The 12607-nt window shown below is 63.0% G+C and carries 13 protein-coding genes; 1 reads left to right on the top strand and 12 read right to left on the bottom strand.

Annotated elements, in window-relative coordinates:
• Positions 1 to 74 precede the first annotated feature (74 nt).
• The 11 genes from BJA_RS37185 to BJA_RS37135 all read right to left on the bottom strand — a co-directional run bounded on the left by BJA_RS37185 (position 75) and on the right by BJA_RS37135 (position 11009).
• Complete coding sequence (locus tag BJA_RS37185; RefSeq protein ID WP_028172875.1) at positions 75 to 545, bottom strand: aminoacyl-tRNA deacylase; 471 nt, start codon at positions 543 to 545, stop codon at positions 75 to 77.
• 335 nt (positions 546 to 880) lie between these two features.
• On the bottom strand, positions 881 to 4003 hold the full coding sequence (locus BJA_RS37180; RefSeq protein WP_011090065.1) for an efflux RND transporter permease subunit: 3123 nt from the start codon (positions 4001 to 4003) through the stop codon (positions 881 to 883).
• On the bottom strand, positions 4000 to 5244 hold the full coding sequence (locus BJA_RS37175; RefSeq protein WP_011090064.1) for an efflux RND transporter periplasmic adaptor subunit: 1245 nt from the start codon (positions 5242 to 5244) through the stop codon (positions 4000 to 4002). The genes BJA_RS37180 and BJA_RS37175 overlap by 4 nt, the downstream gene beginning before the upstream one ends.
• Positions 5245 to 5304: 60 nt before the next feature.
• Positions 5305 to 5547, bottom strand: coding sequence for a hypothetical protein (locus BJA_RS37170; protein WP_231166631.1), 243 nt, complete (start codon positions 5545 to 5547; stop codon positions 5305 to 5307).
• A 400-nt stretch (positions 5548 to 5947) separates the two neighbouring features.
• Entirely contained in the window at positions 5948 to 6505 is a 558-nt protein-coding gene (locus BJA_RS37165) for an HdeD family acid-resistance protein (protein WP_038965451.1), read from the bottom strand.
• Positions 6506 to 6659: 154 nt separating this feature from the next.
• Complete coding sequence (locus BJA_RS37160; protein WP_011090061.1) at positions 6660 to 7145, bottom strand: DUF992 domain-containing protein; 486 nt, start codon at positions 7143 to 7145, stop codon at positions 6660 to 6662.
• The gene (locus BJA_RS37155) at positions 7146 to 7745 is read right to left on the bottom strand and encodes a hypothetical protein (protein WP_011090060.1); all 600 of its coding nucleotides are present in this window, start codon (positions 7743 to 7745) and stop codon (positions 7146 to 7148) included.
• Positions 7746 to 7756: 11 nt separating this feature from the next.
• Positions 7757 to 8875, bottom strand: a complete 1119-nt coding sequence (locus BJA_RS37150; RefSeq protein WP_028172881.1) for an AI-2E family transporter — start codon at positions 8873 to 8875, stop codon at positions 7757 to 7759.
• A 40-nt stretch (positions 8876 to 8915) separates the two neighbouring features.
• Complete coding sequence (locus tag BJA_RS37145) at positions 8916 to 9155, bottom strand: hypothetical protein (protein ID WP_038965452.1); 240 nt, start codon at positions 9153 to 9155, stop codon at positions 8916 to 8918.
• Positions 9156 to 9185: 30 nt separating this feature from the next.
• Entirely contained in the window at positions 9186 to 10625 is a 1440-nt protein-coding gene (locus BJA_RS37140; RefSeq protein ID WP_011090058.1) for a basic amino acid/polyamine antiporter, read from the bottom strand.
• A 186-nt stretch (positions 10626 to 10811) separates the two neighbouring features.
• Positions 10812 to 11009, bottom strand: a complete 198-nt coding sequence (locus BJA_RS37135) for a DUF6894 family protein (protein ID WP_038965439.1) — start codon at positions 11007 to 11009, stop codon at positions 10812 to 10814.
• 260 nt (positions 11010 to 11269) lie between these two features.
• Here BJA_RS37135 and BJA_RS37130 point away from each other — a divergent pair, with 260 nt between their 5' ends.
• A complete protein-coding gene (locus BJA_RS37130; protein WP_011090057.1) occupies positions 11270 to 11968 on the top strand; it encodes a Bax inhibitor-1/YccA family protein in 699 nt (232 codons plus the stop codon).
• Positions 11969 to 11983: 15 nt separating this feature from the next.
• Here BJA_RS37130 and BJA_RS37125 read toward each other — a convergent pair whose 3' ends face one another.
• Entirely contained in the window at positions 11984 to 12487 is a 504-nt protein-coding gene (locus BJA_RS37125) for a DUF1269 domain-containing protein (protein WP_011090056.1), read from the bottom strand.
• Positions 12488 to 12607 lie beyond the last annotated feature (120 nt).

Raw genomic sequence — 12607 nt, 5'->3', positions numbered from 1 at the left:
GTCGCTTTCCTGAACAGTTTGACGGCGACGTCGCGGCCGAGGTTCCCGCCCAAGATTGGGCAGTGCGCAAATCCTCAGTCGTGCGCGCTGAAGCGCCCGTGCAGTGCGTTGGCCGTCAGGCGTGCAAACTGCGCGTGACCCATATGAAGCAGCGTCTCGTGGTCGCCGGCTTCCATATAGATGTCGGGCTGCGCCTCGATGCTGTCGTCGACGATAGTATCCAGCCCGTAGCACTTGCCGACGGCGGGAACTGCACCGTGCGCACAATCGCGGAACAGCTCACCGATCTCGGTTTCTTGTGCCATGTGGACATTTCCGCCGAGTATCGTCTTCAGTTCCGACGGGCGGAGGTGATGCGATGCGGGCAAGATGGCCAGCATATATTCGCCGTCGCGCCGCAGCACGACGCCTTTGGCGAGGCGATCGCCCGGGATATGGCATGCCTCGGCCGTGCGAGTGGACGTCATGCTGAGTTCGTGCGGGACCACTTCGTATTGGATGTTCTCAGCGGCGAGGTACTTCTGGAGTGTGGGAGCAATGGCCATGATGTGACCTCCGGCGCAAAATGCACGCCATCCACCGTGAGGTCTCTCCCCTGCAGACTCTCGCCGTACGATGGGCGGCTGCTTGGTTGGAGACTCAACATAGGCCTTCAATCCGCAAGCTGCAATTCGTTGTCGTTGACCAATCTGACGCACGGTCGGCAGTCGGAAGCGCGCGCGTTGCGCTTGTTTTCCCGAACGGGCTCGGGATCACATGAGGCAAGACCGTATAAATTACATAGCAATTTCAATTATATGAGAGTTCGCGGGTTTGTTCGCTCGACAACTGATTGATCGCGCAGGCATCGGCCGAGTTTGCGCACCTTGCGCCAGTCAACTCAGTTGCCGGACTTTGGCGCGGCCTTCATCCGCTCCCGCAGACGCTGGAACGTCACGTAGAGCGTCGGGACGAGGAAGATGCCGATTGAGCTTGCCGCAAGCATGCCCGCAAATACGGCTGTCCCGACCGCCCTGCGGCTGAGCTCCGCAGCGCCGGTTGCAATCACGAGCGGCAGGAGGCCAAGGATGAAGGCGACCGACGTCATCATGACCGCGCGAAAGCGCATATGTGCGCCCTGGATCGCGGCGTCGTTGAGCGCCACGCCCGCTTCGCGTTGCTCCTTGGCAAATTCGACGATCAGAATGCCGTTCTTGGCGGCGAGCGCGATCAGGACCACGAGCCCGATCTGGCCGTAGAGGTCGAGATTGAGGCCGGCGAGCTTGATGCCGACATAGGACCCGAGCACGCCGACGACGACCGACAGCAGCACCGGGATCGGGATCACCGTGCTCTCATAAAGCGCCACCAGGAACAGGTAGGCGAACAGCACCGCAAGCATGAGCACGATGCCGGTCTGGCCAGCGGCCTGCTGCTCCTGATAGGCGGTGCCGGTCCACGCGAAACTGTAGCCCGCAGGCAGCACGGTGTTGGAGATTTCTGCCATTGCGACCATCGCGGTTCCTGAGGAGACGCCCGGCGCCGGGCTGCCGTTCACCGTCACCGAGCGATAATTGTTGTAGCGGGTGATGACCTGAGGCCCGGTCACGATCCTGATCCCGGCGAGCGACCTGATCGGCACCATCTGGCCGGCGCCGTTGCGCAGATAGATCCGCCAGATGTCCGAAATATCGGCGCGATCGAACGCTTCGCCCTGAACGTTGACCTGCCAGGTGCGGCCGAACAGGTTGAAGTTGTTGACATAGATGCCGCCGAGCGTCGCCTGCAAGGCCGTGAAGATGTCGCTGACCGTCACGCCGAGCGCCTGCGCCTTGCGGCGGTCGATGTCGAGATGGATGGATGGATTGGTCGCAGTGAAGGTCGAAAAGACACGCGCAAGCCGTGGATCGGCGTTGGCTGCACCGATCAGCGCCCCGGTGACGCTGGAGATCGCGGCCGGACTCTGTCCTTCCAGCGCCTGAAGCTGGTATTCGAACCCGCCTCCGGTGGAGAGCCCAATGATCGGCGGCAGATTGAACGGCAACACGTTGGCCTGTCGAATCTGTGCGCCGGCTGCGAAGGTTTGCCGGATCAGCGCCTGCGCGGAATCGGCTGCCGCCTTGCGATCGGAAAACGGCTTCAGCCGCGTGACCACCAATGCGCTGTTCGGTTCGGACGCGCCGTCGAGCAGGGAAAAGCCCACGATGGCAAGGACGTGATCGACGGCGGGGATCTGCTTCAGGAGATCCTCGATCTGTTGGGTGACTTCGCTGGTTCGCGCCACCGATGCGCCGTCTGGCAGTTGCACCGAGGTGAAGAAGGCGCCCTGGTCTTCCTCGGGGAGGAAACCTGTTGGCGTGATCAGCGACATGCCGAAGATGCCGGCGGCAACGACGGCGACGAACGGCAGTGAGAGACCCGGCACGCGGACCAGGCGGCGGACGCCGCCGCTGTAGCGGTCGCGCAGCCAGTCGATGAAGCCGAGGACGCGTCCCATGATGCCGCGCCTGGGCCCGGTGTGGCGCAGGAACAGCGCGCACAAGGCGGGCGACAGCGTCAGCGCATTCAACGCCGAGATCATCATCGCGGCGCTGATCGTCACCGCAAACTGGCGAAACAGCGTTCCGGAAATGCCGGGAATGAATGCGATCGGGACGAAGACCGAGAGCAGCACCAGGGTGATCGCGATGATCGGCGCGGTGATCTGGGTCATGGCCTTCTTGCTGGCCTCGGCGGGGGAAAGGCCCGGCTCCTCCTCCATCACTCGCTCGACGTTCTCGACGACGACGATGGCGTCGTCCACCACGATGCCGATGGCGAGCACCATGGCCAGCAGGGATACCGTGTTGGCCGAATAGCCCAGCACCAGCAGGACGGCGAACGTGCCCACCAGGCTCACTGGAACGGCAACGGCCGGGATCACCGTGGCCCGCAGATTGCCGAGGAAGAGGTACACCACGATCACGACCAGGACGAAGGCCTCGCCCAGCGTCCGCAAGACCTCCGTGATCGTGTCGCGCACGAAGCTCGTGGAATCGTATTGCACGAGATAGCTCAGGCCGGTGGGAAAACGCAGCGACAGCCGCTGCATCGTCGCCGCCACGGCCTGTGCGGTGCTCATCGCATTGGCACCCGGCGCCAGATAGATCGCGACCGGCACGGCCGCGCGGCCGTCGATCCGCGCTTCGCTGTCGAGATTTTGCGCGCCCATCTCGACACGGGCAACGTCCTTCACGAGCAGCGACGAGCCGTCCGGGTTGGCGCGCAGCACGATATTGGCGAATTGGTCGACGGTGGCGAGCCTGCCCAGGGTCTGCACATTGAACTGGAGCTGTTGGTCGTCGCTGATCGGACGTGCACCGATGCGCCCCACAGGCGCCTGGACGCTTTGCGTGCGAATCGCGGCAATGACATCCGATGGCGTGAGGTCGAGGCTGGTGAGTCGCTGCGTATCGAACCAGATCCGCATCGAGTAGTTCATCTTGGCGAACAGGTTCGCCTGGCCGACGCCGGGCGTGCTGGCGATCGCATCGAGCACGTTGATGATCGCGTAGTTGGTGATGAACAGCGGATCCTGCTGGCCATTGGCACTATAGAGCACGAGGAATTGCAGGATCGACGAGGACCGCTTGTGCACCGTTACCCCCTGCTGCTGCACTTCGGTCGGTAGTTGCGACAGTGCGCTCTGCACGCGGTTGTTGACGTTGACGGTATTGATGTCGGGGTTGGTGCCGAGCGCGAACGAGACCGTCAGTGTGTAGCTGCCGTCATTGGCGCTGGTCGATTTCATGTAGAGCGCGCGGTCGACGCCGATTATTTGCGCCTCCAGGGGTTGGGCGACGCTGCTCTCGACCACCTCGGCGGATGCGCCAGGGAAGGTGCCGGAGACCGTGACCTGCGGCGGCACGATGTCCGGAAATTGCGCCACCGGAATCTGCATCAACGCCAGCGCGCCGGCGATGGTGATGATGAAGGCGATCACCATCGAAAGCCGCGGGCGATCGATGAAAACGGCGGATATCATGGTTTGCGGTCCAGCGGGCGGGTCGTGCCGGAGGCGCCGTGATCCGCTTGAGGAGCCGGGGCGTCCGCGGCGGGCTTCATGCTCGACAGGATCAGCGGACTTGCCGGTCCCGGCGAAACGATCTGGCCGGGACGAACTCGCTGCAAGCCTTCCGCGATGACCTTGTCGCCGGCCGCAAGTCCGGCGATCACGGCGGCGATGGTCGTAGTCGATTGTCCGAGCTGGATGCGGCGCTGCTCGGCCTTGTTGTCGGCGCCGACAGCCAGCACATAGTCGCCCTGCTGATCGGAGAGCACGGCGGAGCGCGGGATTGCCAGCACCTCGACCGGCTGGACGCCCTCCAGCACGACGGTGACGAACTCGCCGTCAGTCAGCTCGTGAACGGTGACGCCAGCCGCCGAAGAAGCCCGCAGGATTGGATTGCCGATCTCCCCGCGTACGATGATGGTATCGGTGCTCTGGGCGATGGTGTTGTCGACGAAATTCAGCTTGCCGGAGTGGCCGTACATGCGGCCATCGGGCAGTCGCAGCTTGATCACCACCGCGTCCAGGCCGCCTTGTGGTCCGTATCGTTCCCGCAACTCGAGCCCCTGGCGGAGTGGCACCGGGAAGGTGACATACATCGGGTCCTGGCTGACGATGGTGGTCAGCACGCCCGAGCTCGGACCGACGACGTTGCCTTCCGTCACCGCCGTGCGTCCGATCTTGCCGGCAATCGGCGCGTTGATCTTCGTGTAACCGAGATTGATCTGGGAGGCTTGGACCTGGGCTTGCGCGGCTTGCACCTGGGCTTCGAGGCTGAGCTGGTTGGCGATCGCTGCATCGTAGGTGGACTGTTGCCCGGCGGGACCTCCGAGCAGGGTCCGCGCGCGTTCGGTCGTCAATTTGGCATTTTCGAGCGTTGCCTGGAGCTGCGCGACCTGCGCCTGTTTCGATGCAAGATCCGCTTCGAAGGGACCTCGCTCGAGCCGATAGAGCTCATCGCCTTCCTTGATCTCGGCGCCCTCGTCGAACAGGCGCTTGTCCAGAAATGCCGTCACGCGCGCGACGACGCTGACCCGATTGATCGCCTCGATCCGTCCAAGAAATTCGCTGGTCTCGGTGATCGGCCGCCTGGTCGCTTCCACGACGCCGACCGCAGGGGCTCCGGCCGCGGCGGGTTGTGTCCGGGCGGTCCCACCGGCGATGATCGTCAGGAGAGTTGCCGCCAGCAGCCTGATCGAGACGCCAGCAAGGTTCATTGTCCGCTCCTTGCTCCAGACCTAAGAGCCGGGCCGGGTCGGTGCTTCACCAGCGCCTCGTTACTCCCGCCGTATCCGATCGCTGCGCGCGGGCTCGTCATAACCCTTGCGACGGCTATAGAACATCAGCGCGATCAGGCCGCAGCCGAACACCAGCATCAGGACGACGGCCCCTCCGAGGATGATGTTGCGGTAGAGCGGCATCGATGGAGTTGCCTGCCATACCGACACGCAGAAGGCGGCTGCCACCACGAGAAGAGCTATCAGAGCGGCCCACAGGAGCCATTGATTCACGTGGCGCACGATCGCCTCCATCGCTCGGGTCGGGGCTTGCATAGCCTTTCTGGCAAATCTGCTCCCGGCGGATTGCGCAAGTTAAGAGGGGGCTCCTAGCGCCACCGCCATCCACAACGACGACGGCCGCGATGCCACCAGCAAACCCATCGGCGCCGGCGCGGCGGTGGGCGGCCCCAGCCCGGACCAGGTCCCCAACCGGGACCGGCTGGGGGTCCCCACCACTGAGCTTGCGTCAGGAGGTCCGACGGCTCGCTGGCCTGGCCAAGATCGTGGGCAATCGGCATCGCTTCCGCAGTCCCAATCAGACGAACTCCGACAGCGCCGATCGCCGCGGCAGCAACGGCATTCTGAGCAAAGCCAAGGAAAGCTCGACGGGTGGGAGCGTCCATCATCATCTTCTCCATCGTTACGCAGCTCGCCGCACGGACTGAAGCGCATAAAGCAGCCACGCCAAGCCGTGCGAGATCAGGTCGACGCCAAGCAGGAATCCGAGGGCCCAGACGCTGATGGTCGGAAAGCCGAACAGGATCAGCACGCCCGCGAGCAGTCCGAAGATGCCGGAGATCAGCATCATCCATCCGTTCTGCCGCCAATGGGCGAAGCTCAGCACGCACCGAATGACACCCGAGGCGAGCAGCACCGCGCCGAGGAAATAGGTGAGGATCAGGGCACCGGAAGCCGGCTGGGTGAGCAGCACGAGCCCGAAGGCGAGATAGAGCGCGCCGAGAACAATCTGCCACAGGAAGCCGCCCCATCCTTTGGTCCAGAAGGCATGGATGATCTCGAATGCGCCAGCCGCGATAGCCGTCAGCCCGATCAGCTTGACGCTGATGATCGTCGCGAAAACCACGTCGCTGAGAGCCGCGATGCCGGCGGCGATCATCACGATGCCGAGGAGAGCGCAGACCCACAGCGGAGGCGAGCCCAGAACCCCGATGTCCGACCGGCTGTCATAGACTGTCATGCCATCCTCCTGATCCGCGCGATGATCGGCACGCTTGGGATGGTAGCTTCGAGCCCGCGCCGTCGACATCCGACGAAACCCTGAGCGACGGGGTGGGAATGTTCTCGTGAGCCCACCGGAATCCGGCGATCGCGCGCGGGATCGCGGTTGCGAGCTAGCGGCTGCCGCGCGGACCCAGCGTCAGATTGGTGACACCAGCTGCGAGATTGATTCCGATCGATCGCTCGATCGACAGCGGCTGCAACATCACGCTCCTGCGCGAGCCGCCGATCAGGACGTTGGCGCCGAGACCGGGGCCGAATGCCAAGCTGCCGCTCGCGCCGACATAGTTGCCGCGCAGGGTGGCGGAGCCGATCCGCGAGTTCTTGGCGAGCACGGCCCACGACAGGCTGCCTGCACTGGTCACGCCGAGATCGAGGCCAACGCGCCGGATCCGTCCCTCATAGATGAACTGCCTCGGCGGGTTTCTCGCAAAGAATGTGCAGCGCAGTGACTGCACCGATCCGAGCACAAGCCCGACGCGCGGGTTGCTCAAGCAGAGGAGCCGGCCGACCCTGAACGTTTCGGCGCGCGCGGGCAGGTTGGCGATGCATAGCAGCGCGGATGTGGCGAAGACTGCAACAGGCCGTGTCATTCGCATTCAAGCCTCCACTTGGCTGTTGGTGTCGGAGGGCGCAATCCTCGGTCGGCTGTCCTGGCGGAGCCAGAACGTGATGCCGAGGCCGATCAGCAGCACCGCGCCCAGCAGGAAGAAGAAGACGGACTGCTTCAGCCAGGAGATTGCTGGGACGGCCACGCCCATCGCCAGGCCGAGGAACGAGATTTGCAGCGACAACAGGCTGACGCCGGCAAGGAACGTGCCGAGTGCGAGCAACGTCAGCAGGACGAGGCCGGTTGCCGGTGTCGGAAGCAACTGCTGGACGCCCGAGATCAGTATGATGTTCATAGTGATCAGGACGGCAATCCAATGCAGCGCCTGGGTCCAGATCAATCGGAGCTGGGCCTCTTTGCCTTGGGTCTCCGGCCATTTGGTAACGACGCAGACGACGCAGATGGCAAGCGCCAGGAATTCCCAGTAGCCGACGAGAGGCTGGTGGGAGACGTTGGTATAGGCGACGCCTGCGATAGCGAGCACCAGCGCCACGACATAAGGAAGCTGCTGCCACAGGAAATGAGCCATTCCGGGACGAGGCGAGGGAGGCTCCGTACCCACGTTCCGTTGTACATCGATCTTGCTCATGGGCTATCCAGTCACGATCTACCGTCGTTGAATGTCTGCTTGAGGTTGTCGCCAAGGTAGTCCTCGACGTAGAATCGGATGATTGCGACACGGCCGATCGCGACCAGTGGCATGGCCAGCGCAATGCCCAGGACGCCGAACAGCGCGCCCAGAATGACGATGGCGACCAGCGTCCAGGCAGGCGGGATCTCGACCGCCTGACGCTGGATCAGCGGGCCGATCACATAGCCTTCGACTGACTGGATGATCGTGTAGATCAGGACGGCCCAGATCAGCAGCGAACTGCCGAGCGGCATTGCGACGAGCGCGATCGGAATTGCGGCCACGATGGGTCCTAGATAGGGAATGAAATTCGACAGGCCCGCCTGCAATCCGAGCACGAAAGGACCGGGCAGCCCGATGAGGTAGAGTGCGATCCAGACCCACAGCGTCATCAGGATGATGCGGATGAGCTGTCCGACCAGCCACAGCCGCATGACGGTGCCTATCTCGTCCATGACGGCTCTTGTCCGCGCGCGATAGGACTGCTTCACCAGCATGACCAGGCTTTCGCGATGGCTGTTCGGATCGAAGGCAAAGAGGATCCCGAGGAACAGGATCACCAGCGCGCCGGTCAGAAGAGTTGAGGCTCCGCCGAGCAGAAATTGTGCATGGCTGAGAAAACGGCCCTGATCCGAGAACAGCCATTGTGCAAAGTCGCGGCCCCATTCCGGGCCGAGGAGGTCAACGCCATATGACAGGAGATGCTCCTGCAGGACGTCGATCTGGCTGTCCATGACCTTCAGCAGGAGGCGCGTCTGCTCCGGCAGCTTGCCCGCACCCCAGACCATTCCAAACCCCGACAGAGCGGAGAACAGCAACAGGACCAGCGTCAGGCGCCAGGCGCGATTGAGCGGAAGGACCGGCGCCAGAGCCCTTGCGCACGCGTCCAGAAATGCGGCGAACAACACGCCTGCGAAGATGAGCAGGAGACTGGACACCGTCTGCCACGCCAGAAACAGGAAGACGCATGCGGCGAGCAGGGTGAGTCCGGTCGCGAGAATGCTGCGTCGCGCGTCCGGCAGATCGGCGGACGTGTCGCGCAGAACGACCTCGTGGAGCTTCTCCGGTCCTGTCCTGGACTCGCTCATGGATCGGTCCAATCGCTGGAGTGGGCTATCGTCTTTGCGCCTAGGTCCGGACGCGCCGGCTGCCATAGTGCGGATGCTTTCCGCCGCGATGACGCCAGTAACGGTGCTTCGTCGGGTTCGTATTGGTGTTGGGCGCCGCGTTCTTCGGTGCCGGCGCGCCGGCATCTTTTTGGGCAGACACGCCGGTCTCGGTCGACTGGGCCAGCGACAGGGTTGGATATGCGGAGACCGCCACCAATCCGCCGAGGATCAAGGCGCTACAGATGGCCCGGGTGCTCATATCCGCCTCCATGTAACCAGGGACAAGGACTCAAATCGAGATGGCTCCGGTGGCCAGCGCGTAGACGCCGGCGCATGCGGCGATCGTGATCGCTGCAAAGAGGATGATTTCGAACGGCCGGAAGATCGCTTCCTTGCGCTCGCGTTTTGCGAGAAGGAACAGCAACGTGCCGGGCGCATAGAGGATCGACGACAGCAGGAGAAACTTGGGCCCGCCTGCGTAGATCATGCCGGCCGCGTAAACTGTCGCGATGGCCGAGCGGATCCAGTCGACAATCCGGGCGTGCTCGCCGGCGTGATAGGCCTCGCTGGTCCAGGCGAGCTTCAGGCCGTACGCCGCAACAAAGAAATATGGGATCAGCGTCATCGCGCTCGTCATCTTCAAGGCAAGCGTGAATGCGTATTCCGCAAACCAGGTGACGAGCAGAAAAATCTGGATGACGCAGTTGGTGAGCCAGAGCGCGCCGGCAGGGACCTTGTACACGTTCACCGTGGCGAGAAAGGAGGGCATGGTGCGGTGGATCGCGGCGGAATGCAGGATCTCGGCCGCCAACAGCGACCAGGACAGGTAGTTGCCGAGGACCGAGATCAGGAGTGCCACGCTGATGAACACACTGCCCCAGCGGCCGACGACCGCCTCCATCACGCCGGCCATGGATGGTGTCGGGAGATCCGCCAGCTCCGCTCGTGGCAGCACGCCGTACGACAGGAGCGTCACGAGGACGAGGAGGCACAGAACCGTCAGAAAGCCGGCAAGGGTTGCGAATCCGACATCGGCGCGGCTCCGGGCGTAACGGGAGTAGACACTCGCGCCTTCAATTCCGACGAACACGAACACCGTCAGCAGCATCGTGCCGCGAACCTGCGCGACTACCTTCGAAACGGCCGGCTGCTCCGTGCCCCAGAAATTAATGGAGAAGAGCGAGCCGTCGAAGGCGATGACGGCGACGACGATGAACAATAGTATCGGGATGATTTTAGCGTAGGTCGCGATCGTATTGAGCGCGGCCGCCCCCGTGATGCCGCGCAGCAGCAGAATGTGCACGCCCCAGAGCAGGACGGACGCCGAAGCGATCGCCACCGGCGTCGTGCCGTCGCCGAAGACCGGGAAAAACTGTCCGAGCGTCGCCTTGATCAGGACGAGGCAGGCGACGTCGGCAAGGCAGCAACCGATCCAGTATCCGACGGCCGAAGCAAAGCCGATATAGTCGCCAAATCCGGCCCTGGCATAGGCATAGATGCCGGCATCGAGGTCCGGCTTGCGCTGTGACAAGGTCTGAAACACGAAGGCGAGCATCAGCATGCCCGTGCCTGCGATGGCCCAGGCGATCATCGCTCCGAGCGCGCCCGTGGTCCGCCCGAACGCTGCAGGCAATGCAAAGATACCGGAACCGACCATCGACCCGATCACGAGCGCGATGAGCGCATTCCGGGAGAGCCTTTGATCGGCCTGGCTCGATGGAGGCGCCATGGTGCAAGCTGGCCTTCCAATCGGAGATCGGGCAGGCGCGACAAACCTTTGCGACGGTGGAGCGCCGGCCACCCCTTGGCGAAGACCTTAGGAGCAGCCCTTCTGCTCGAACATCCGTGATTCTATGTAGAGAGCAGTGGCAGGAAACCAGTAGGCCGAACCTGGTCCGGCCAGCCTCGTCTTTCCTCAGTCGCGACCGGACGAAAGTCCGGGAGCAGTATCGGCCACAAACACGAAGCTCGACCGGACGAATTCCCCGGCCTTGGCCAGCTCTTCTGCAATGCGACGGGCATGCAGCATCGCCGCGTGCTGGTCAACGTGCTCGCATCCGCTCTCGTCCGGCGAGAGGCCGTATTTGTCGACGATGTGAAAGAAGTACCGCATGTCGGCCGATTAGGCCGGAAAGCGTGCCGCTTCCAGTGACAAATGCGTAAGGGGCGTGCTCGGAAGGACGAACGCAAGCGGCAGCACCATCTTACGATTCCGTAAGGCGGAAATCGCCACAACTGAAAGGCCGGCGTGCCACATTTGCAGGCCGAGTAGGGTGATCGTGCCCCCGGGATATCAGGTGATTGTCCGATATCCCGTGCGAGGGCAGAGGAATAGGGTCGCTGCCTCCCAACGGCTCCGCGAGGAGGCAAGCGATGTCAAACTACGATCAGAACCTGGCGACCTCTGACGCAATCGCGGTGGACGCTGGATTGCGCGGTTACATGCTGCGCATCTACAACTACATGGCCGCCGGCGTCGGCCTGACCGCCGTTGTGGCCTGGCTGACCTATCAGCTCACCGGTCCCGCATTGCTGCAGAGTCCGTTGATGTGGGTCTTCATACTGGCGCCGCTCGCGCTGGTCTTTTTCATCAGCGCGCGCATCAATACGCTGTCGGCGGCGACGGCGCGGCTTCTGTTCTTCATCTATGCCGCGCTGGTCGGGGTCTCGCTCTCGATACTGCTGCATATCTACACCAGCGCCTCGATCACGCGCGTGTTTTTCATCGCGGCCGCGATGTTCGGAGCGCTCAGCGTATTCGGCTACACCACAAGGCGTGACCTGTCCGGTCTCGGCACTTTCCTGTTCATGGGCCTGATCGGGGTCATCATTGCCAGCCTGGTGAACCTCTTCCTGCAATCAAGCGGGCTCGACTGGTTGATCTCGGTCGTGGGTGTCGGCGTCTTTGCGGGGCTCACGGCCTACGACACCCAGCGGATCAAGGCGATGTACGACAGCGGGGACGATGAAACGTCGGCTGGCCGCAAGTCGGTGATTTCAGCGCTGTCGCTCTATCTCAACTTCATCAACCTGTTCATGATGCTGCTGCGTCTGGCCGGCAGCCGGCGCTGAGCGGCCAAAGGGCTGTCAGGCCGCCGGTCGCTCCGCGGCGCTTGCTAGCGCGTCGCGCAGGGCCTGTTCCCTGGTATCATCCAAAGACGTCTTCAGCACGGTCCCTCCGGCGTCCTTGATCTCCTTCAGTACCTTGTCGGCGGTCATACTCTTGATCAGGACGAACAGGGCGGCGTTGCCGGTGTGGAGCGACGCTGACAATTCCTTCATGAAGGAGTCGTCGATGCCGAAATCGGATAACGCGCCGCCGAGCGCGCCGGAGGCCGCGCCGACGGCGACACCGAGGATCGGATTGAGGAAAATCATGCCAATCAGAAGCCCCCAGAAACCACCGGTTACCGCTCCCATCGACGTCGTGTTGACGAGTTGATTGAGCTTGATGCCCCCGGAATCGGTCTTCACGGCGATCACGGCATCGCTGATCGTGATCAGATATTCCTTCTGCAGGTTGAGCAGCCGTTGACGAACTTCCTCAGCCTTCGCTTCGGATGGATATACGATCGCCACTAAATCGGACATGAAGACCTCCTGCTGGATCGCAACTCCCGGCCAAGCCTGGTACGCCAGCGCCGCTGGCGGGATGCGTTGTCAGAGATTAGCCGTCGGTTCACCGGCGCGGGATCGGAGAAAACCCTGAGG

This window comes from Bradyrhizobium diazoefficiens USDA 110 (assembly GCF_000011365.1).
Lineage (GTDB): Bacteria > Pseudomonadota > Alphaproteobacteria > Rhizobiales > Xanthobacteraceae > Bradyrhizobium > Bradyrhizobium diazoefficiens.
Note: the sequence above shows the minus strand (reverse complement) of the source record. Positions and strands in the feature narration are given on the sequence as shown.